The 22,652-nt window shown below is 44.4% G+C and carries 14 protein-coding genes; 5 read left to right on the forward strand and 9 right to left on the reverse strand.

Translation table 11 applies throughout. The features are described 5' to 3' along the window. From D0C36_RS09915 to D0C36_RS09930, 4 genes are all read right to left on the reverse strand, one after another. Positions 1 to 762 carry an energy transducer TonB gene (locus D0C36_RS09915; RefSeq protein WP_158557101.1) on the reverse strand — a complete coding sequence of 254 codons (762 nt, stop codon included), beginning with the start codon at positions 760 to 762 and terminating at the stop codon, positions 1 to 3. Between the two features lie 12 nt (positions 763 to 774). Further along, positions 775 to 2,451 carry a DNA repair protein RecN gene (gene recN / locus D0C36_RS09920; protein WP_117391477.1) on the reverse strand — a complete coding sequence of 559 codons (1,677 nt, stop codon included), beginning with the start codon at positions 2,449 to 2,451 and terminating at the stop codon, positions 775 to 777. 151 nt (positions 2,452 to 2,602) lie between these two features. After that, complete coding sequence (locus D0C36_RS09925; RefSeq protein ID WP_117391478.1) at positions 2,603 to 4,657, reverse strand: M56 family metallopeptidase; 2,055 nt, start codon at positions 4,655 to 4,657, stop codon at positions 2,603 to 2,605. Positions 4,658 to 4,732: 75 nt separating this feature from the next. Beyond that, a complete protein-coding gene (locus tag D0C36_RS09930) occupies positions 4,733 to 5,104 on the reverse strand; it encodes a BlaI/MecI/CopY family transcriptional regulator (protein ID WP_117391479.1) in 372 nt (123 codons plus the stop codon). Between the two features lie 445 nt (positions 5,105 to 5,549). Between D0C36_RS09930 and D0C36_RS09935 the strand changes: the two genes are divergently transcribed. Then, a complete protein-coding gene (locus tag D0C36_RS09935; protein WP_117391480.1) occupies positions 5,550 to 6,320 on the forward strand; it encodes an MBL fold metallo-hydrolase in 771 nt (256 codons plus the stop codon). On the opposite strand, the gene D0C36_RS09940 is transcribed toward D0C36_RS09935, so the two are convergent. From D0C36_RS09940 to gcvP, 3 genes are all read right to left on the reverse strand, one after another. Further along, complete coding sequence (locus D0C36_RS09940) at positions 6,314 to 6,733, reverse strand: response regulator (protein WP_117391481.1); 420 nt, start codon at positions 6,731 to 6,733, stop codon at positions 6,314 to 6,316. The two genes, D0C36_RS09935 and D0C36_RS09940, sit on opposite strands and share 7 nt — an antisense overlap. Positions 6,734 to 7,029: 296 nt before the next feature. Then, positions 7,030 to 7,395 (reverse strand): DUF4304 domain-containing protein, encoded by a 366-nt coding sequence (locus D0C36_RS09945; RefSeq protein WP_117391482.1) that lies wholly within the window; start codon positions 7,393 to 7,395, stop codon positions 7,030 to 7,032. 140 nt (positions 7,396 to 7,535) lie between these two features. Then, on the reverse strand, positions 7,536 to 10,445 hold the full coding sequence (gcvP, locus tag D0C36_RS09950; RefSeq protein ID WP_117392720.1) for an aminomethyl-transferring glycine dehydrogenase: 2,910 nt from the start codon (positions 10,443 to 10,445) through the stop codon (positions 7,536 to 7,538). A gap of 164 nt (positions 10,446 to 10,609) precedes the next feature. Here gcvP and D0C36_RS09955 point away from each other — a divergent pair, with 164 nt between their 5' ends. Together D0C36_RS09955 and D0C36_RS09960 are read left to right on the forward strand one after the other, a co-directional pair. After that, on the forward strand, positions 10,610 to 14,143 hold the full coding sequence (locus tag D0C36_RS09955) for a gliding motility-associated C-terminal domain-containing protein (protein WP_117391483.1): 3,534 nt from the start codon (positions 10,610 to 10,612) through the stop codon (positions 14,141 to 14,143). A gap of 20 nt (positions 14,144 to 14,163) precedes the next feature. Continuing rightward, positions 14,164 to 18,660, forward strand: coding sequence for a gliding motility-associated C-terminal domain-containing protein (locus D0C36_RS09960; RefSeq protein WP_117391484.1), 4,497 nt, complete (start codon positions 14,164 to 14,166; stop codon positions 18,658 to 18,660). Here the strand turns inward: D0C36_RS09960 and D0C36_RS09965 are convergent. Beyond that, positions 18,657 to 19,373, reverse strand: a complete 717-nt coding sequence (locus D0C36_RS09965; RefSeq protein ID WP_117391485.1) for a pyridoxine 5'-phosphate synthase — start codon at positions 19,371 to 19,373, stop codon at positions 18,657 to 18,659. The two genes, D0C36_RS09960 and D0C36_RS09965, sit on opposite strands and share 4 nt — an antisense overlap. Before the next feature lie 220 nt (positions 19,374 to 19,593). Here D0C36_RS09965 and D0C36_RS09970 point away from each other — a divergent pair, with 220 nt between their 5' ends. Then, on the forward strand, positions 19,594 to 19,968 hold the full coding sequence (locus D0C36_RS09970) for a hypothetical protein (RefSeq protein WP_117391486.1): 375 nt from the start codon (positions 19,594 to 19,596) through the stop codon (positions 19,966 to 19,968). After that, positions 19,941 to 20,570: a polysaccharide deacetylase family protein gene (locus tag D0C36_RS09975; protein WP_117391487.1), complete on the forward strand. Its 630-nt coding sequence runs from the start codon at positions 19,941 to 19,943 to the stop codon at positions 20,568 to 20,570. Before D0C36_RS09970 ends, D0C36_RS09975 begins: the two co-directional genes overlap by 28 nt. A 303-nt stretch (positions 20,571 to 20,873) precedes the next feature. Here the strand turns inward: D0C36_RS09975 and D0C36_RS09980 are convergent, their stop codons facing one another. Beyond that, entirely contained in the window at positions 20,874 to 22,469 is a 1,596-nt protein-coding gene (locus D0C36_RS09980; protein WP_117391488.1) for an aminopeptidase P family protein, read from the reverse strand. Positions 22,470 to 22,652: the final 183 nt, after the last annotated feature.

A 22,652-nucleotide genomic window follows, 5' to 3' on the forward strand; every position in this document is an offset into this window, starting at 1 on the left:
TTATATTTTTTTATCCTTTAGTGAGAATATCACTGAAATAGATTGCTCAATAGCAAAGTATTGGCCTGCACAAATGCCGGGGCGCCATTTTCCGGCTTTTAGAAGTATCTTCTTTACTTCTTCCTCGCAGCCATAACCAATACCTTTTAACACTTTGACGTTGTTTAACACGCCGTTTACATCTACTATAAACCCTATCTCAACCAAGCCTTCTATATTTTTAGCAATAGCTTTTGACGGATATTTAAGATTTTCGTTAATGAAACTGTAAAGCTTACTTTCGCCAATCAAAGGACTTGGATATTTTATATCCGTAACACCGTCAAATTCTTTATTTTCTTTGCCGGCAACCTTAAACAACGAAGTAGATTTAGCTGTCTGCCTGTCTGCGGTTATTCTGATCGTGTCGCTGATAGCAATAACTTTTCGAGATGGCAGATAAATAACCATAAATCGGCTACCCTTATTCTCAAAAGCCCGATAGGCATACCGGCCATCTATAATGATCAATTTGTCATTTACAGCTGCCCCTTTTAATTCAAAGTTTCCATTCTTATCTGTTGATGTAGATATAGGAAAACCCGGTGGATGAAAGTTACCAGGCGCAAAGCCAATGCTGAGACCGCTGACTGGTTTGTTAGCATGGTCGTAAACAATGCCACGTAGGTTTATTGTGTCGCTTTTGATTAGCTTACCCGCATCTTGTGCGTACGCAGAGCAAGCAAACACAATGCAACAGACAAAAACGAGGATAGCTCTCATAGACATTGTGTTTTACAAAGCCAACAACTCTCTCGCATTTTGCAGCGCACTCTCGCCGGGATTATCGCCGCTTAGCATCTTGGCTATTTCGGTTACGCGTTCGTCATTGCTGAGTTTCTTGATGCGGGTTTGCGTAATATCGCTGCTGTTATCCTTGTAAACAAAGTAATGACTGCTGCCTTTGCCCGCAATTTGCGGTAAGTGCGTAATGGTAATTACCTGCAGGTTTTGCGATAAGCGCTCCATTACCAAACCTACCTTGTTGGCTACCTCGCCGCTTACACCGGTGTCTATCTCATCAAAAATAATGGTAGGCAAGGCAGTGTATTCTGCAATGATAGATTTTATGCTGAGCATCAAACGGCTCAACTCTCCACCCGATGCCACTTTGCTCATATCTGCCAGTGCATGTCCCTTATTAGCCGAGAACATAAAGCGGATGGTATCGATGCCATTCGGGCCCAACTCCACTTCTGCTCCCCCTTTAGGGGGTTGGGGGGCTTCTTCTATCTCCAGCGCCGAGTTACCCATACCCATTTCAGCAAGGGTTGCCAATACTTTCTCCTGTATAACAGGGATGGCTTTTTTTCGGTTGGCAGATAAGGTTTCAGCCAGTTGCTGCAGTTCTTGTTTGGCAGCGTTTATTTGTTGCTGTAGTTTCTCAACCGCTTCATCGCCAAATACAGCCTGCTGGATCTTGTCAGACAAGTCATTTTGTATATCTAACAGTTCCTGGTTATTGCTAACGCGATGCTTCTTTTGCAGGTTGTAGATGAGGCTCAAACGCGTGTTCACCTCTTCGGCTCGGGCTTCATCGGTAAAGGTGCGTTGCTCTATGGTCTCTATCTCGGCAGCAATATCTTTTAGCTCAATGAGGGTGCTTTTCAAGCGCTCATTCAGTGCTTCTACCTCAGTGTTATATTTTTCAATACCACCCAACTGCTGGCCGGCCTCTTTTAACTGACTTGTTGCCGAGGCTTCGCTATCCTGCATCAGGTAATTTGCACCAAGCAGGTTGCGTTTTATTTCTTCGGCATTGTTAAGGGTAGCCAGTTCTTTTTCCAGGCCTTCCTGCTCATCAGCTACCAGTGCGGCTTTCTCCAGTTCATCAAACTGAAATTGGTAATAATCAAGGTCGGCTTTGGCTTTGTCGTTATCTTCTATCAGTTGCTGCAACTGGCTCAGCGACTTTTTGTACGCACGGTATTTTATGCGATAATCTCCCAATAAACTCTCATGACCGGCAACGCCATCCACAACCAGGAGTTGAAACTCGGGGTCGTTAATTTCGCGGGTAGCATGCTGTGAGTGGATATCTATCAACTTTTCGCCAAGTTGTTTAAGGGTGTTAAGGTTAACAGGTGTATCATTCACAAAGGCGCGCGATTTACCATCGGCAGAGATCTCGCGGCGAAGCACGGTCTCACTTTCGTGATCGAGATCGTTCTCCTCGAAAAAATCTGCTAAATGGAAACCCTCAATAGTGAAAGCGCCCTCTATCACACATTTCTTTTGCTGATTAAAAAAGTAACGACTCTCTGCCCGCTGGCCCAAGATCAGCGACAGCGCACCCAAAATAATGGATTTACCGGCACCGGTCTCTCCCGTTAATATATTTAACCCTTTATCAAAATTGATCTCCAGGTTATCTATCAGCGCGTAGTTTTGAATGGTTAGCCTTTGAAGCATAAAAAAAGTGTCCCCTTTTATGAGGACACTAAATTACTAATTTTATTGGTAAATTTGATTGAGTGGTTGATTGTGTTAATTAAGTGAGTGGTTATTTTTCCACCATTGTGCAATCCCTAATCTCTATTCAACCAATCTCTGATCACTAATATCAATTTTGCTCCGCTGGTTCCGGTTGCTCAGGCTGTTCTGCTTTCTCGGGTTGTTCCGGGCGTTCTGGAGTTTCCTTCAGGTCTTTTTCAGTCCAGCCATAATCAGGGTGCGCGGCACGGTAATCGGCCAATTTCTTTTTAAACTCAGGGCTTTCCATGTAGGCGCGCATTTTTCTTGACGCTTCGTGCATTGCATCCTTTTCCTTCTGCATCTTCGGATCTTTGCTGTAAGCACGCATCTGCTCGCCCAGTTTACGCATTTTCTCCTGGGTAGCTTTTATCTCTTTGTTACCGTAAGCCTGGCGCATGTTCTCGCCTGCGGCACGCATGGCTTCGCGTTGTTTGATAGCGTCGGGGTTTTGAGAGATAGCACGCATTTGTGTGCCCAGTTCTTTCATCTGTCCATTTAATGCTTTCACATCAGCAGGGATATTCTGGTCTAACTCATCCTGATATTTGCGGAAATTAGGATCGCTTTTATCGTCAAAATTGTGCGGGGCATTTACATCTACATTGTATTTTTTTGCAATGCGAGCGTTCATTTCTTTAAACTCTTTGGAGTCGTAATACTTACCCATTTTATCGCCCATCTCGCCCATTTGCTTGCCAAGCTTCTCCAGGTCTTTCCCTTTCACCGCCCAAGTTGCTTCATAGTCTTTAGCAGCAAGTTCCTGCGCTTTGGTAGCTTGTTTAACGGCGTCACTTTCGTAATAGGCGCTTATTTCTTTACCCATTTTCTCCATCTCGGCGGCATTGGCCTTAAACTCTGGGCTTTCATAATAAGCGCTCATTGCTTTGCCGTGTTTCTCAACCTCTTTGCTTAGTCTGTCCAGTTCCGCATCTTTAAAACCGTTGTAACGCACACCACCAATGTAGGTATCGTTTCTGTATGCCTTCTCTGCTGCCAGTTTGGCTTTTATTACCTGTTTATTAGCTTTAGTTACCTGCTTATTAGCTTTGGCAACCTGTTTCGCCGGCACGGTATCGGCAGCAATAATGGTTTTAATAGCCGGGATAATAGCTTTTACGGATACTTTACCCTGTGCAATTTCTGGTTTTAAAAGTGCGAAACTGCAAACACTTAAGGTTAATATAAGCATGGCAACCAATGTGGGCCTTATGCTTGGGATTTGTTTTTTAGTTTTCATGATACGTTCAATTCGGTTTAACAAATGGTACTTTTTACCTGTTACCGCCAGCGCTAACTGTAACTGGTTTTGACGGCTTTGTTCAAGCTTAAACAAAGCTTTTGCGTATATAACCGGCGTAGCGGTTGCGTTTACTACCATGTCGTCACATGCGTTCTCGCGTTCTTCGCCAATTATTTTGTTGATCAACAATACACAGGGATTAAAGAACAACAACGTGGTTACAACTTGCTGCAGCAGGTTTACCAGGTAATCGTTACGTTTAATATGTGCAAGCTCGTGTAAAAGGATAGCCTCTATCTCGTCGGCTTCCAGGTATGTAGAAAGTGTTACGGGCAGCAATATCACCGGTTTTATGTAACCCGCAATGCAGGGCACATCAACCAGGGCACTAAAGCCAACCTGTACTTTTTTTGTGATCTCGAATTTCGCTGCAAACCTCGCAATCTGCGATTGCAGCTGTACGCCTAAACTCATGCTGCGTTTGATAGCTTTAATACGGCGATGCGCAAATACTACCTTAAATACATTCAGCAATAAACCGATAACATACACTGCTGCGATGTATGGCATATAGCTCTGTATATTATAATAGTACCGCAGGGTATCGGCGTTTACGTTTCTGAAAGTTTTAGGCAGCTCCATCAGCAGCGGCATGTTGGCCAGTGTGCTGGGTTTGTTGAGCCAGTTATAGGCCTGCACCTCATTAATAAGTGTAACAGCAAACCAAAGGCTAATGGCCGATAAAGCAGCTATAGACACCAAATATTTCTCGGCCGAATTAAGCCTCGCGTTAAACAACGTTAGCGTAAGCTTTAATAAAAAGTACACCAATAATCCCTGCCAAAGCGAATGCACTATGGTGATACCCAATACCTGGCTAATGTTATAAAGGATGTTTTGCATTGTCTTAAATTCTAAATACTAAACTCTAAAACCTAATTCTAAACTGTTACCTAATCTCTGATCACCAATCTCTAATCACTTACTCTCAAACCCATCAAGGAAATTCTTAATAGCATCTATCTCGTCTTTTGAGGCGCGGTGCTGGCCAAGGGCTTGTATCACCAGATCAGCAGTGGAGCCTTTAAAAACGGTTGAGAGGATCTTATCCAGTGCGCCTTGCTGTGCCTGCTCGCGGGTGATGAGTGCTTTGTACAAATGCGTTTTGGCTGTGGTATCGCGCTCTACCAAACCTTTATCGTGCATAATCTGCATCAGCTTAAGCGTTGTGGTGTAACCCGCATCTTTGCTTTGCGCCAATTCATCATGCACATCGCGCACGCTGCACTGCCCTCTTCTCCAGATGATCTGCAATATTTCAAGTTCGCTTTCTGTCGGTTTCAAATCCATCTCTATCGTATTTACGAATTTCTTCGTACAAATATATACGATAAATTTCGTACATCCAAATTATTTATAAAAAAACTTTTAGGGGATTGTGATAATGGGTGAACTAATACTTTAAAAAGCTCTCCAATCGATCAGCTCAATCGCTCGCAGATTAACTCACCCCGACATCGCTGGCGCTCGTCACCCCTCTCTACGCAAGCGTAAAGAGGGGGAAATTTTTCTTTCTCCTTTACCTTCCTTTCGCGCAGCGAAGAGAGGGTGGTCCAGCGTAGCGTAGACCGGGTGAGTCAAGATATACAACAGGCACTTACCGGATTTATTCCTTTTAAAAGCATCTAATAAACAGACGCACCAAAATGCATTACGTTACACTTAATTGTCATTTAAGCCGCGCAAGCCAAACTCATTAGCGGTTGAAACGTATATTTGCACAAAGAAACACACTATGGAACTTTTTGCATTGAGCGAGGGCTCGTATTCGGTTGATAGTACTAAGAAGTTTATTCCGTTTAACCCGGAGACCGATAACCGTAAAGACCGCCCCGGCTCCCTGTTTATCCATGTGAACCCTTTTTTGATCAAAACCGGTGCTGATCTCATCGTATTAGATGCCGGCCTGGGCTATAAAGACACCCGCGATGAGCTGATCCTTCATCAAAATATCCGCAATGCAGGTTTCGAGCCAGAGGATGTTACTTTGGTTTTGATGTCGCACCTGCATTACGACCACTCGGGTGGTTTGGTGGTTGAGCGTAACGGCCAGTTGGAAGTAAGCTTTCCGCAAGCCCGCCATGTGATACAGCGCCAGGAGTTTGAATTTGGACTGACAGGCAAATCATCATCCTACCATAAAGAAATATTTGAGGCCCTGCAGCAAAAAGCCATTATTGATTTTGTTGATGGCGACGGCGAATACAGGCCGGGCATTCGTTATGAGTTATCGGCAGGGCACAGCAAATTCCATCAGGTTTTCTGGATGGAGTTTGAGGGCAAAAAAGTTTTCTTTGGCGGTGATGAACTACCGGAGCCAGAGCAACTGATAAGAAAGTTTGTAGCTAAGTATGATTATGATGGCCAGCGCTCTGCCGACCTGCGAATTGAGTATGGTAAAAAGGCTGCGGCAGATGGGGATATCTGCCTCTTTTATCATGCCCGCAACGCCGCTATTGGTACGGTTAATTATAACGGCGAACAGTTTTCGGTAACGCCTTATTGAGCGGTTACGCCAAACAGCTCTTTTATTTTCTCAACATTTAGCGGTTTAGATACGAAATCTTTCACCAGCGGGTACGAACGCGCTTTGTTGATATCGTTACTGAAAACAGATGACGAGATAATGTAGATCTTGCTTTTACCAAGCGGATCTATATTTAAACGTTTGTACTCGTCCAGAAACTCCCACCCGTTCATGATAGGCATATTGATATCAAGCAGGATATAATCCGGCATATCGGCAGGGTTTTTCTTCTGTATCTCCACCAACTGATCTATCGCAAACTTACCGTTAAGGCAGGCCATAATACTGGTATTGGTCAACGCTTTTTTAATCAGCTTTATCGAGATAAAGTTGTTTATTTCGTCGTCATCAACCAATAAAACACTCACGGTGCTGTCGTTATTAGGGCTCATATATCTGTTATACGTAAGTAGGTTTTAAAAGGTTTTAAACCTTTTAGTTGTAAATTGATTTTTTATTTGGGGGATAATGTCCGTAAATAACAAAGGTTGCTGCACATCTCCAATCCCTTCTTAATATTTATTTTATTTCTATCGGCTAACGATAGCTTTTAATTGTAAGTTATAAACAAACCACAAAACGATTAAACAATACAACTCTTACATTAAGTGATAAAAATATTTTTCGTGTGTGTTGATGGTATTTGAGATTGTTTGAGAGGACAGCAACAGATCGGAGAATGAAACTATCATGCAGGATTTTCTTCCCACCATTTCTCAGCTTCGGGCCAAAGAGTAATAATTTCCTTAGCCCTTTTTTTGTAAATATCAGAGAATATAAGTTTCTTTTCAAATTCGAACCAATGATCGGTTTTATGTTTGATGCTGCCAACTCTCAGGCGTTTACCCTGATAATGAACCCTGCTTTTAGAAGGTTCAACCTGCTTCCCAAATACGATATTTCCTTTAACCCCGCAATTTGCTATCTCTACCACAAATCTGGATGAGTACATACTAAACTGAAATGTCAGCAAGTTGATACGATCACTTTTTATCCGCGTAAAATGAGGGTATGAGCCTTTGAAGCCTTCAGCTCTTAGAAATGGAATAACGATAGTTTAATTGCATCATCCATTAAAATTCTTCGTTCTTTGCCGGTCATTGCAATTAAATTACTCATGTTGTTATCTAACAAAAAAAGCTCCTTTTCAGGAGCCTTAATCTAATTATTTATCTGCGCACTGCACATTTAAAATCACGTACCATATTCAGGCGTGGTTATTTCACTTTCTTCAAACTCATAATCGGTAAGCGGCGGGCATGAACAGATCAGCGTACGGTCGCCGTAAGTATCATTAACCCTGCCCACAGAAGGCCAGAATTTAAATTGTGCCACGTAAGGCAGCGGGTAAGCTGCTTTTTGGCGTGTGTATGCATGCTCCCACTCGTTGCCGGTAATTACGGCAGCAGTGTGCGGTGCATTTTTAAGCGGGTTATCTGCTTTATCTGATATACCTTTTTCTACATCGTCAATTTCATGGCGGATAGCGATCATGGCGTCGCAGAAACGATCCAGTTCGTGCTTAGGCTCAGATTCGGTTGGCTCAACCATTACCGTACCCGCAACCGGGAACGATACTGTTGGCGCGTGGAAACCGTAGTCCATCAAACGTTTAGCAATATCAGTAACCTCGATACCGAACGGTTTAAACGAACGGCAATCCAGGATCATCTCGTGTGCACAACGGCCATTAGCACCTGTGTAAAGCACAGGGTAGTGGTGTTGCAGGCGAGATTTAATATAGTTAGCATTCAGGATAGCGTAACGGGTAGCATTAGTTAAACCATCGGCACCCATCATAGCGATGTAAGCGTGAGAGATCAACAAAATTGATGCTGAACCCCATGGCGCTGCTGATACCGCGTGGATAGCTTTACCGTTATCAATATCAACCACGGCATGGCCCGGCAAATAAGGAACCAGGTGTTTAGCCACACCAATAGGGCCCATACCAGGGCCACCACCACCGTGTGGTATACAGAAGGTTTTATGCAGGTTAAGGTGACAAACATCGGCACCAATAGTAGCCGGACTTGTAAGGCCTACCTGTGCGTTCATGTTAGCGCCATCCATGTAAACCTGGCCACCGTGCTGATGGATCACTTCACATATCTCAATGATTGATTCTTCAAACACACCGTGAGTTGACGGGTAAGTAACCATTAAACATGACAGGTCGTTGGTGTGCTGTTCAGCTTTAGCCTTCAGATCAGCAACGTCTATGTTACCGTTATCGTCACATTTAACAACCACTATTTTCATACCTGCCATAGCAGCAGATGCAGGGTTGGTACCGTGTGCCGATGCAGGGATAAGCGCCACGTTACGGTGACCTTCGCCCCTATCCATGTGGTAAGCACGGATAACCATTAAGCCTGCATACTCGCCTTGCGCACCTGCGTTTGGCTGCAAGCTCATTGATGCAAAACCGGTGATCTCGCTCAGCCATTTGTTCAGTTCATCAAACACCTGCATGTAGCCACCTACCTGGTCGGTTGGTGCAAAGGGGTGCATTTTGCTGAACTCGGCCCAGGTAACCGGTACCATTTCTGTAGTTGCGTTCAGTTTCATGGTACATGAACCTAAAGCGATCATAGAGTGGCAAAGCGAAAGATCTTTTGCTTCTAATGATTTGATATAACGCAACATCTCGTGCTCTGAGTGGTGCGTGTTGAACAATGCATGTGTTAAGTAATCAGAAGTACGTTGCAGCTCTGACGGGATAACACCTTCTACGTTGTCTTTATGCGAATCAAAGTTAGCATCGTGCAGTGTTTTGCCTTTTACTTTGGCGAAGAAACGCACAATGGTCTCAATATCTTTAACCGAGGTAGTTTCGTCAACAGAAATGGTTATTACCGAACCATTGTAGTGCAAGTTAACCTCGTTATTTAATGCTTCTGAATGTACTGGGCCGGCCAGTTCACCTACGTCAAACTTCACGGTATCAAAGTAAGCTTTGTTCAGCTGCTGGTAACCTAACTCGTTAAGCGAGTTGGCTAACAATACCGATAAGCCGTGGATACGCTGAGCAATCAATTTTAAACCTTGCGGACCATGGTACACAGCATACATACCGGCCATGATAGCCAATAGCGCCTGAGCCGTACAAATATTTGATGTTGCTTTATCCCTGCGGATGTGTTGCTCGCGGGTTTGCAGCGCCATACGCAACGCATAATTGCCTGCGCTATCAATAGTTACACCGATAATACGGCCCGGGATAGAGCGTTTGTATTCTTCTTTAGTTGCAAAGAAAGCAGCATGCGGCCCACCAAAGCCCATTGGCACGCCAAAACGTTGCGATGTACCCACAACGATATCGGCACCCCACTCGCCCGGCGGCGTTAAAAGCACCAGGCTCATCAAGTCGGCAACAACGGTTAACTTGATGTTTTTTTCGTGCAGTGCGGTAGCAAAATCTTTATAGTTATAAACCTCGCCATCACCCGCAGGGTATTGTACTATGGCGCCGAACATATCTTCGGTAAGTTCAACCGTGCGGTGGTCACCTACCTGTAATTTAATACCGTAAGGCTCGCTGCGGGTTTTAAGGATATCAATAGTTTGAGGGAACAACTCCTCGCTCACAAAAAACACATTGGCTTTTGTGTTTTTACGAAGCGTGTATTGCATAAACATCGCCTCGGCAGCCGCAGTACCTTCGTCCAATAATGATGCATTGGCAATTTCCATACCGGTAAGGTCAATAACCATGGTCTGGAAATTTAACAAAGCCTGTAAACGGCCCTGCGCTATTTCTGCCTGGTACGGGGTGTACTGGGTGTACCATCCGGGATTTTCGAGAATATTACGCTGGATAACACCCGGAACAATTACATCATAATAACCCTGGCCTATGTATGATTTAAAAACCTTGTTTTTTGAAGCGGTTTGTTTCAGCGTATTCAGGTAATCAAACTCACTTTTCGCGGCAGGTAAATTCAACGGATTTTTAAGCCTTATCTGCGCCGGTACGGTCTGGTCTATCAGTTCGTCAAGCGAGTTTACACCAATTGTTTTCAACATTTTTTCGGTGTCGCCCTGGTTCGGTGCGATGTGCCTTTCCTGGAATTTTTCCTGGTAATTTATGTTCAGCTTCATTGAAAAAGGTATGCCTTTAAAATTTACCGCAAAGGTAGGATTTTGCGGGCTGAATAACAATGAAGTAATATCTAAGTGACACTGAATTTACAAGCAACTATAAACCGATAAAATAGCTGTTATTTAATTGATAAATTGTATCTTAGTACGCCTTTTTTATCACAATGCGCACCCGATTAATTTTTCTATTCGTTTTCAGTTGTTTAATCGCCTTAAAAAGTAAGGCAGCAACCTTTACTGTTACCAGCAATGCTGATGCAGGACCCGGCACTTTGCGCGAGGCTTTAACGCTTGCAGCTGCAAATGGTACCGCAACGCCAGACATTATTCGTTTTAACTTGCCCGGCAGTTTAGTATCAGACCGTGTTATCAGGCTTAAGACAGAACTACCCGCTTTAACATCAAACTTAACTATTGATGGCACCACGCAACCAGGTGCTGTATTTGGTGTTTCTGATGCCAAGGTAGCTATTGAGCCCGAAAACTCTCCTGTTCTGTTCAATGCGCTAAACATTTACGGCGATGCTTATAATAATAACGTTATTGCAAAAGATATCGAGATCTATGGTTTGTATATCCGCAATTTTGCCAAAATAACCAATGTATCTAACCCTAATAATAACCAGGGTTCGGGTATTGTTATCTGGGGCGCGGCAACATCAGTTACCATTGGCGCCCCCGGCAAGGGTAACGTTATCTGCGGAAATATTAATGGTATCAGCAGTTCTAATTATTACAATTATAACAGCGCCGATAAAATAACCATCCAAAGCAATATCATAGGCTTGCTTGATGATGGTTTTACCGCCAACACCAACATGTGGGGCGTTAATTTATATTTAGATAAAAGTGCAACTATAGGTGGCCCAAACGCCAATATGGGAAACGTTATATCGGCCAACGTAAATAACGTAAGTGTGCAGCGCAGTTATTACTTTAATGCTACTACTGATGAGATCCTTATTCAAAACAATAAAATAGGTACCAACTTTGCGGGCACTGCAGACTATAAAAATATCCCTTTATTCCAGTTAAGTGCATTTATCCAAACTTATGGCATATACCTTAGCGGCTCAAACAGCGGCGGCTTATCAACCAAAATAAAAGACAACCTGGTATCGGGCCAGCGCTATGTAGGTATATATATTGATAACGGCCAGTTTATTATAGAAGGTAATAAAATAGGCACCAACAAAGCAGGCACCGGCGATCTTGGAAACGGCGAGGGTATCCGCATCGGGGCAAGCTCTTCGGGCAGTATTGGCGGCACTGCTGCGGCGGCGGCAAACATTATAGCCTATAACACTTATGGTATTGAGGGTATCAATGATCTTCACATGCTGATAACCCGTAACAGCATGTTTTGTAATAAGGATTACGGCATAAGCATATCTACACTTTACTACCAGGTGCCATTTGTTAAGGTATTAAACTTTGGCTCAAATAAAGTTTCGGGCACGGCAACGCCCAACTCCAAAATTGAATTATTTTATGCCGATGCCTGCGGCTTTACCAATTGCCAGGGCAAAACCTATATCACCACCGTAAATTCTAATGCCCAAGGCGAGTGGGTTTACAATAACCCAATAAGCAGCCCGGTTATTGCCACCGCTACTGATGCAAACGGCAACACTTCGCCCTTTTCATCGTTAGAGATACCTGATAACGATATAGTAATAAAGCACCTTACTTGTGCTTACAATGGCAGCATTACTATAACGCCGGCCTATACCGGGCTTGAGTTTCATTGGGATAAAAAGGAACAGGATGGTTCACTTACCGATAAAGGCAATACCAAAAACCTGGCTAACCTGCAGCCGGGCCTATACCAGTTAACTGTACAGTACCCCGGTGGATGCCAGAAAACGGTTAAACTGTTTGAGATAAAAGATAATCGTATAAAGATCCAGAATGTATTACAGCCTATACCGGAGTGTCGTCAAAAATTCTTCCCGGTTAATGTAAACTACCAGGGCGGTACAGGCAATGTAACCTTTGAGTGGAAAAATGCGGCAGGCGAAATAAAATCGACTGAAAAAAGCGGCATCGTACCTGCCGGCACCTATACCCTTACCATTAAAGATGACGCGGGTTGTTCAGTAACCTCAACCGCATTCACCATCACCCCAAAACCGGGTCCCGACTATGATGAGAGCACTGCACTGCGTACACCTGCACGCTGCGGCGAGCAAAATGGCTCGGTAACCGGGGTAACCTATTACCAGGGTATAGGCCCAATTACTTATAAATGGCGCAACTCGGCAGGTGTAGTAGTTGGTACTTCTAAAGACCTTACCGGTGTGGTGAGCGGTTGGTATACCTTAGAAGTTGCCGATCAAAGCCAGTGCAGCCCTTATACTAAACCCGGGGTAAGCTTTTTTGTACCCGAGGTAAACTCTATTACTATAAGCGGCGGCTTTGTAACTCATATTACCTGTAATAGCGCTAACGGGGCTATTACAGGCGTACAGGTAAGCAGTAATGTTGATGAAGTGCAATGGTATGACCCTAACGGCAACCCCATGCCAACTACCATGAACAACTATTCAAACCGCACCAATTTAGCAGCGGGCACCTACCGCCTGCATGCAAAACGTACGGTTACTATTGATGGCCAGGTATATATTTGTGAACGGGATGCCTATTTTACCGTTAACGTTATACCGCCACAAACCTTCATTTTTGCTCAAAAAGCTACCCCAACAACCTGCGGATTAGATAATGGTAGCATTTTGTTGTCATTTAGCGACACCAACTACCCTACTTCAGTTTCCTGGTTAACCGAAAATGACCAGCCCATTGGTGGCTTTGGCAATCAGATCAACAACCTTGCACCGGGTAAGTATAAAGCGATATTTACAGACATCTACGGATGTACATCAATAATGGGCCCTTTTGAGGTAGTTAAAACACCATTATTGGCATTTGCCGATACCAACAACCCGGTTGCATCGCCTGATGAGTGCGACCAGAACCTGGGCCGGATAAGCGGTATTGAAGTTACAGGTGGCGTACCACCCTATACTTACAAATGGACCAATGAAACAACGCACGAATATATAGAGGCAAATACGGCTTCGTTAACCGGTCTTGGCAAGGGCAGCTATCATCTTACAGTAACCGATGCAACCCCGTGTGCAACACCATTGTTTACCAGTTCAATAGTGGTTGATAATAACATGTACATACCCAATGCACCGGTACTTAAAGATAAACGCATTTGCAACCCTGACAGGGTTACTTTAAGTGTTACCAATAAAGTTGCGGGCAATTACCACTTGTACGCCAACCAAACCACAACAGAGGCGCTGCAAACAAACAAAACGGGCAACTTTACCGTACAAGTTAACCAAACAAGCGATTATTACGTATCCTACAGCATAGGTAGCTGCGAAAGCGCACGTACCAAAGTGCATGTAGAAGTAATATTGGTTGATGTAACCTTCCCCAACGCATTTTCGCCCAATAATGATGGCGTGAATGATTTTTGGAAGATAGACGGTTTACAGAAATTCCCCGGTTCGGTGGTGCAGGTATTTACACGTGATGGCCAAAAGGTATTTGAATCTAAAAATTACGCTACTCCTTTTACGGGCAAGCAAAATGGCCGTTTCTTACCTGGCGGGGTTTACTATTACATTATTAACCTTAATACCGGCTGCGAACTATTATCAGGTAACGTTACCATTGTACGATAGGTGCTTTCAGATTATCTTTTATGCTTAAATGGTTACCCATTGTTTGTTTACTTTTTGCATTTAATATTGCCAAAGCAGACACTTTTACCGTAACCAGCAATGCCGACAGCGGCCCCGGAACATTACGCGATGCATTGACCAAGGCGGCTGCAAATGGCAACGCGGTTAAAGACTTCGTTTATTTTAACCTGCCGGGAAGTTCAATAACAGATCGCACAATAAATTTAATAACGCAACTGCCGGCAATCTCATCAAACCTGGTAATAGATGGCACAACGCAACCCGGTGCCAAATTTGGCGACAGTGACGCTAAGGTGCGGATCTCCACCCCTACAACAAACGATCAGTTCACTACATTCAGAATACAAAATGTTAAAGACATTGAATTGTATGGCCTCTACATTCTTGATTATACCTACATTAACACCAACTGGCCTGATGTAGGTTTACGAACGGGCTTACAAATAGAAAACTCCGAAAACATAACATTAGGAGCGCAGGGCAAAGGCAATTTGATAAAAGGGTTTCACAACTTTTCTATCATAGGCAAAAAAGTAAACGGATTTAAACTGCAGGCCAATATATTCGGCTTAAACGAGAATAATAATATGGAGCATCCGCCTTATGGCAGCATGTCCCAAACCGCCGGCCTTTCGCTCGAAGAATGTAACGATCTGTTAATAGGTGGCGATGCGCTTGCAGAAGGTAACACATTCTTATGCGGATTAGATATTGCCTATAACGATAAGGCCATAACCCATACTATCAACATAAAATCAAACAATTTTGGTGTGTTTAAGGACGGGGTAACCACAACTCCTTTTTTTCAGGATGAGTTTGTTGTACAGATCTACACTATGGGTATCAACTCCCCGGCGTCTTCTCCATCCGAACTCGACAAAGCGGTGACCGTTAACCTCAACATAAAAAACAACACCGCCGGTAATTTCGGCAGGGCATTCTATTTAAATGGCTTTAAAGGCAATGTATCATTTACCGGCAACTACTTAGGTGTTGCCCGCGATGGTGTAACAAGTACTAACCATGGCCGGTCTCACCCAAACGAGGGTGGAGGGTTCAATGTAGAAAACTCATTAGCCAATGTAACAGTTGGTGGGGCTAATACAGCCGATAAAAACTACTTCTTTGATCACATTACCGGCGTAAATGGAATAAACTCTCCAAATATCCTCATCAGGAATAACGAGTATCGTTGCATGGTTTACGGTGCTTATGGCTCATCAACGCCTTTAGATCTTCCACAAATAAAATTAGCCAAACGCGCAACAGCAGGTGGCCAAACCATTATAACAGGTACAGCCACCCCCAATGCACTGATAGATATTTATGGAAGTACCGCATGCGATTATGCCAGTTGCAGCATAGGCGGTAAAATTACAACTGTAACGGCTAACGCAAGTGGCAATTGGAACGCCTCAATCAATGCATCGGGTACAATATATGCAGCTGCAACATTTAATGGCAAAACATCACTTTTTAAAACATTCGAGATCAATACCGATAACATAACTGTTATAAACGTACGTTGCGGGTTTAGCGGCAGTATAACAGGTGCAACCGTTCCGGAAGGCCTTTCGCCTTATTGGGTTAATGAGCAGGGCATTGTAGTAAGCCATGATCTTAACCTTATCAACGCAGCGCCCGGCAGGTATAAACTGGTTTTAAATGATTGTATAAGTACCGATTTTTATGAGATAAAAGACAATAAGGTATACCTGTACGAATATTCAAAGACAATAACCAACGCAGGCTGTGGCATGGCAACGGGCTCTATAAAAGGCATCTTTTATAACGACCCACTTGGCCTTGTTAACAGCATTACCTGGAAAAACGCGGCCGGCGTTGTTGTAAGTAACCAGATAGAAGCCACAAATCTGCCGGCGGGCAGTTATTCATTAAGGCTAACTACATCTGACGGTTGCGAGAAAAATTACGGCCCTGTAGATATAGTAAATACCGACGGCCCTGCTATTAACCTATCAGGCAAAGTAGTTACACCAACCAATTGCAGCGTAGCCACAGGGTCAATTAAAGGCATCACTGTTACAGGCACAAATCTTACATATAGTTGGAAAAATGATCAGCAAGTTGAGGTAAGTACTGCTTTAAACCTAATTGACCAGCCATCGGGAATGTATACATTAACCGTTACAGATGGCAGCAGTTGCGTTTCGTCAACACAACCTATCTTCTTATTCAGTATTGGAGATCTTTCTATCCGCCAGGAAAATCTTGTTATCCAGGGCGCAACCTGTAACAGCAACAACGGCGTTATATCTGGCCTGACCGTGGCAGGTGGTGGCCCGCTCACCATAGCGTGGACAAACTCGCAGGGCCAATTTGTAAGTAACGACCTGAGGCTTTCAGATGTACCGGCAGGTAAATACACATTAACACTTAGCAGTGGTATATGTACACCCGTATCTGCAGACTTTGATATACCCGAAACAAATGGTATCATCATTGATGAAACACAAAAAGTTGTAACCCAACCCACCTGCCAAAATGGTAACGGTAGCATTACCAATATACAAGTAACAGGCGCCACTAAATATACGTGGTATAATTTCTATGATAACAATAAGGTAGTTTCGCACAATATCGACCTTGTAAACAAACCGCCGGGCACTTATTACCTGGTGGCCGAGAATAATAATGGTTGCTCTAAAAAAAGCGCTAATTACACCATTGATCGCCCAACATCAACAGGCTATAGCGGCATTTCAAAAAGTCTTAAAGATGCCACCTGCGATCAAAATAATGGCAGCATTGAAGTTATTTTCCTACAGGTAACAGGCCTTTTGCCAACATCATACAAATGGGTAAACAGCGCTACGGGCCAAATATTCACCACAACAATACCTAAACTTACCGGTATTGATGCGGGCACTTATGATGTATATGGCACCGAGAACGGTTGCGAAAAGTACATCATAACTTATAGCATAGGGCGTGTACCCAAAACAAGTGTTAACACTACAAACGTTCAGGTAAATGATTATTCGTGCAATTTGGGCGGGTCAATAACGGGTATGCAGCTATCGCTACCAACCGGGCAATATAAAGCTCAATGGCTAAATGAGAATGACCAACCTGTTTGTGATTGCGTTGACCTGTTAAATGCTAATCCCGGCAAGTATCGTTTTAAAGTAACCAATTTGGATGGCAGTTGTATACAGCTATTTGGCCCTTATGAAATTAAAGCCATCAATGCCGTAAGCCTGGTAACCACTAATGTAAATGTGCGCTCGCAAACGGCCTGCGAGTTGGGCCAGATAACCGGACTTACATCGCCTGATGCTACCTCTTTTGCATGGCGCAGAAAGAACAGTACCGATATCATCAGTCCCGCTATTGATTTATTGGGTGTACCTGCCGGCGACTATGAACTCACCATCAGCAATGCCAATTGCAGCCGTGTTATACCTTTTAATATACAGTACGTTCCGCCTGTACAGTTTCAACCGTTCCCGGTTACGGTAACCAAATCATGCCATGCTTTTGGCACGGGTACAATAACTGTAAATACTAACAATGCCCCTTCGCAACCTACCGAATACCGGTGGATGAACAGCGACAACGTTCGTGTAGGTTATGATAAAACCGTACAATACCTGCCAGCCGGCACTTACCGGCTTTTTGTACGTGATAACACAGGCTGCGAAAGCGCCAACCCTGTGCAGCAAGTTACCGTAGGCGAGGTGCCGGAAATGGTGACCGTTTTTGGCAACTCGCATGATATTTATTGCGGCATTGGCAACGGCAGTATAGATGCGCCAACCGTTACCGGCGGCCGTGGCAGCTACATTTATACATGGACAGATGCCAACGGAACCATCATAGCGCCGTTAAACCAAAAATCGCTTAGTAATTTAAGTGCGGGTTCTTATACTTTAGCAATAACAGATTTTGACCCGCAGCAGGTGGCTGTTCCTACTTGTAACCTGGCCCAAATTACTTATACCATTAAAGAAAGCGACCTGTCTGTGCCACCGCCTATTGTTAACGATAAGGAAGTTAACCGTAAAGGCAATACTACCCTTGCCGTGCAAGATGCTTACGCTACAGCTATATACAGGTTGTACGATTCTGAAACAAGTACTACTCCTCTTGACGAGGCACAGGGTGGTAATTTCACCATCAATGTAACCGAAACTAAAACTTATTGGGTTGAGCTTACTTACGGATCATGCCCAAGTGTACGCAGCAAAGCAACCATTGTATTAGGCCTTATTGCCGATGCCATACCTAATGCCTTTAGCCCTAACGGCGATGGCGTTAACGATTACTGGGTAATAAAAGGCATCGAAGAATCTACCATGTCTAACGTGAAAGTATTTAACAGGCAGGGACAAGCGGTATTCCAATCGCGGGGATACGCCAAGCCATTTGATGGCACCTACATGGGCAAACAACTGCCTGCAGGCGTGTATTACTACATCATTGAAAGGCAGAATGATAAGCCGCTCTCCGGCCATGTGACTATTATCCGCTAAGATAACTGGCGCAGGTACATCTGGATGGTATTCTCCAAGCCGTAATATAAAGCATCGCTGATAAGCGCATGACCTATGCTTACTTCATCCAGCGCGGGGATGTTATCTGCAAAGTATTTAAGGTTGTCCAGATCAAGGTCGTGGCCTGCATTAATGCCTAAACCGGATTTGTGGGCCGCCTCAGCAGCTTTTATGTACGGGGCAATGGCTTCTTCGCGATTGGTGTGGTAGCCGTGTGCATAAGCTTCGGTATACAGCTCAATGCGGTCGGTGCCGGTGGTAACGGCGGCTTCAACCATTTCCACCACTGGATCAACAAATATGGATACGCGGATACCGGCGTTTTTAAACACAGCGATGATCTCTTTCAGGTAATCCTGATTCTTGATGGTGTCCCAGCCATGGTTTGAGGTGATCTGACCGAGGGCATCGGGCACCAAAGTAACCTGCTCCGGTTTTGAGGCCAGCACCAAATCTACAAATTTTTGCTCCTGGCAGTTGCCCTCAATGTTGAACTCGGTGGTTACGATCTTTTTCAGGTCGAACACATCATTATAACGGATATGGCGCTCATCGGGGCGCGGGTGTACCGTAATACCCTGCGCACCAAAACTTTCGCAATCTTTAGCAACCTGTACCAGATCGGGGTTATTACCACCGCGCGAGTTACGTAATGTTGCTATTTTATTTATGTTTACCGATAAGCGTGTCATAAGCCAAAAATTTTGAGATGCGTGGCAAATATCATTATTCCATCAATAACAATAAAACATATTAATAGTTGAAATGTCATGATTGGCTGTTTGCATTTTACTTTGTCATGGTGGGCCTGTCAAACGATTAACACATGAGCAAGTCTTCGACAAATAGAATGTCCGCCTTCTTCCGGCTGGATTTTTAAAACAAATTTGTGCTAAGCCTTTTTTTTGAGATATGCGATTTATAAAACCTCTTATCATCTTTTTAATAACCATTACCGCCAGCAGCGCTTTCGGACAGGCTAACTATACCCATATCAGCAACTACAAAGTATACTACGGCTGGGCGCACCTTTACCCGCAGGACTGGATGGTACTGCGCAGCTTTGAGAACGCCGGCCGCCCCTACTACCTGATGGTAAACCCGCAGACGCTGGAGACCAAGGTCACAGATGCCGGCTTTTACAAGATCACCCCGATGACCATCGAAAAAGCACGCGACTTTTTCAAGAACACCCCTTATATAAAAGCCTTACAAAAAGCCGAAAATCAATCAATAACAATGCAGGTATTGAACGCGGTATGCCACAGGAAACAGGCATCAGCTTAACCGCCGACCTTTGCCCCTCGCACCGGCCTTTAGACAGGCGCATATTTACGGATATCATCAACGGCTTTAAGCAGGTGGAGCAACCTGTTCCCATCGCCTTATCCGTAAGCGGGCTTTGGATGAAACACCATATAGCCGACCTTAACTGGCTGAAACAACTGCAGGCCCAGCACCATATCTATGTTACCTGGATAAACCATTCCTACAATCACCGCGTTAGCGCAAGTGCGCCCCTAAAAACCAACTTTTTGCTGGAGCCCGGCACCGATATCAACTACGAGGTACTGGAAACCGAAAAGCTGATGCTGGCTAACGGCTTGCTCCCCTCAGCATTCTTCCGCTTCCCGGGATTAGTATCAGATCAGCAACTGGTATACCAGATCACCGGTTTCGGGTTGATACCGGTTGGTACCGATGCATGGCTGGCCAAAGGGCAGCAACCCCAGGCAGGCAGCATCGTACTTATCCACGGCAACGGCAACGAGCCGGTGGGGGTAACTGATTTTATTAACCTGTTGAGGCAAAAAGCGCCGTCGATAGCTAAGAAGCAATGGTTACTGTATGATCTGCGGGAAACGGTTGAGGAAGCAGAGGTGAGATAAGAAATATGTCATTGCGAGCGATAGCGCGGCAATCTCCTCGCATGCACAATCTAAACGCGATGAGATTGCCACGTCGCTGTAGCTCCTCGCAATGACACGGGTTATTAAATATTAATACCATACTGTCATTTCGAGCGAGCAGAAGGGTGGGACATTGAGCGCAGGAGCGACGAGAAATCTTCTACGCACGATACTTAACAACGTAGAAGATTTCTCCTCGCTACGCTCGTTCGAAAAGACAAATTGTTGTACAAAAAAGAGAGCCGCCCTTTTGGGGCGGCTCTCATATATAATAAAATCTTCCTATTTAAGCGGCGGGAATTTCGCACCGTCAAATATACTGTTTTGTGCGGCCATTTTTTCAACATCCTGCCAGGTACGTGGCGCATCGGCAGAAAGATTAGTGAATTTATCTTTACCCACCAAAATATCATCCTCAATACGCACACCAATATTCCACCATTTTTTGTCGCATTTGCTGCCTGCTGGGATATAGATACCCGGCTCAACAGTGATCACCATACCTTCTTCAAGGTTGCCGGCGTATGAGCCTTTATCGTGCACATCCAAACCTACGTGGTGCGATACACCGTGTGGGTAGTAAGTGCGCAGCTCTTTAGCATCTGCTATGATCCCTAATTTGATCAAACCTGCGGCTAATACTTCGCCTGTTTTTTTCTCCAGATCGCCGTATTTAACGCCGGCTTTACACATTTGTATCACCTGCTCCTGGGCATCATAAACTACCTGGTAAATGGCTTTCTGTGCATCGGTGAATTTACCTGTTGGTGGCACGGTACGGGTAACATCGGCAGAGTAGCCGTGATACTCAGATCCCACATCAAGTAATACCAACTGGTTGTTTAAAACGGTCTCGTTATTCTCCTCGTAGTGCAGGATACAGGCATTTGCACCCACACCAACAATTGGCGGATAACCTTCATCCTCGGCACCATATTTTTTGTGAACGTACATTAATATACCTTCCAGTTCGCGTTCGCTCATGCTTGGTTTAATAGCTTTCATTACCTCCGCATGGGCAATGGCCGATAGCTGTGCGGTTTTGCTCATCAGGGCAATTTCTTCCGGCTGTTTAATACCGCGCAGGGTGTTGGTATAATCATCAAACGTACTTGATGCACCGTATTGCGCTTTCAGTTTAGCCTTAATGCCTTCCAGCGTAGCTGAGTCTGTGGTGGCAGACAGCTGTTGCAGCAGCGGTTCGCTTTTGTGCGCCTCATCCTGCATACGTGGTTTAATGTAATTCACTATCTGGGCAAGGTTATGCGGGTTAGCATACTTCATCACTACGTTAAGGTCGTTCTTTAAACCTTTGTCGATGGTTTTAACACCGGCTTTAACTTTGAAAGCTTCTATCATGGGTTGCAATGCGCCACCGGCAGCATCGGGCAGGTTATCGTAAAACACAGTAAACTTTTTCAGATCTACAGGTAGCTTGGCAAACTCGCTGCTGTTGTAGGTGCGTTTAAAGCCCAGTTGGGTTTTAGCGCCCTCAGTACCTAAACGGCGACCAGTCCATTGCTCCTGCTGCGGATCGCGCTTGCGCACGTAAAGGATCTCGTTAAAAGAAGTATCGCCTGTACCCTGCAGTTCTTTAAAAACCAACAGCGCGGCATCAGGCTCTTTATAGCCCGAAAAATAATACAGATCGGGGTTGGCGTGGTAAACGTAGTTTACATCGTTAGAGAAAACACGCTCGGGGTAGGCAAATACTACTGCTACCGAATTGGCGGGCATCAGCTTGCGTAAAGCCTCGCGCCTGCCGGCGTGAAATTCTTTTGTTAAATAATCTTTGGGGATGTTATCCTGAGCAGAAACCTTCTGCCCAACCAATGTGGCTACCGATAAGGCAATGAGTGCCTTGTTTAATGCTTTCATGTTAATTGCTGTGGCTTAGTAAAACACGGGCTTAAGGTACACATAAATTAGTAAATTGCTAAGCCTGTAAACAACAAAGCCATAGGCAGCCATGAGCATCTAACATCCTGATAAACAGCCACCACAACAGTGCGCACAATCGAACAATGCACTGTCCGTATCCGAACGGTTTTTAAAATCTAT

This window comes from Mucilaginibacter conchicola (genome assembly GCF_003432115.1).
In the GTDB taxonomy this organism is placed as follows: Bacteria; Bacteroidota; Bacteroidia; order Sphingobacteriales; family Sphingobacteriaceae; genus Mucilaginibacter; species Mucilaginibacter conchicola.

Bases quoted from the DNA above. Each gene is read 5' to 3' on its own strand.
- D0C36_RS09915 (WP_158557101.1), bottom strand. From the start codon at position 762: ATGAGAGCTATCCTCGTTTTTGTCTGTTGCATTGTGTTTGCTTGCTCT.
- recN (WP_117391477.1), bottom strand. From the start codon at position 2,451: ATGCTTCAAAGGCTAACCATTCAAAACTACGCGCTGATAGATAACCTG.
- D0C36_RS09925 (WP_117391478.1), bottom strand. From the start codon at position 4,657: ATGCAAAACATCCTTTATAACATTAGCCAGGTATTGGGTATCACCATA.
- D0C36_RS09930 (WP_117391479.1), bottom strand. From the start codon at position 5,104: ATGGATTTGAAACCGACAGAAAGCGAACTTGAAATATTGCAGATCATC.
- D0C36_RS09935 (WP_117391480.1), top strand. From the start codon at position 5,550: ATGGAACTTTTTGCATTGAGCGAGGGCTCGTATTCGGTTGATAGTACT.
- D0C36_RS09940 (WP_117391481.1), bottom strand. From the start codon at position 6,733: ATGAGCCCTAATAACGACAGCACCGTGAGTGTTTTATTGGTTGATGAC.
- gcvP (WP_117392720.1), bottom strand. From the start codon at position 10,445: ATGAAGCTGAACATAAATTACCAGGAAAAATTCCAGGAAAGGCACATC.
- D0C36_RS09955 (WP_117391483.1), top strand. From the start codon at position 10,610: ATGCGCACCCGATTAATTTTTCTATTCGTTTTCAGTTGTTTAATCGCC.
- D0C36_RS09960 (WP_117391484.1), top strand. From the start codon at position 14,164: ATGCTTAAATGGTTACCCATTGTTTGTTTACTTTTTGCATTTAATATT.
- D0C36_RS09965 (WP_117391485.1), bottom strand. From the start codon at position 19,373: ATGACACGCTTATCGGTAAACATAAATAAAATAGCAACATTACGTAAC.
- D0C36_RS09970 (WP_117391486.1), top strand. From the start codon at position 19,594: ATGCGATTTATAAAACCTCTTATCATCTTTTTAATAACCATTACCGCC.
- D0C36_RS09975 (WP_117391487.1), top strand. From the start codon at position 19,941: ATGCCACAGGAAACAGGCATCAGCTTAACCGCCGACCTTTGCCCCTCG.
- D0C36_RS09980 (WP_117391488.1), bottom strand. From the start codon at position 22,469: ATGAAAGCATTAAACAAGGCACTCATTGCCTTATCGGTAGCCACATTG.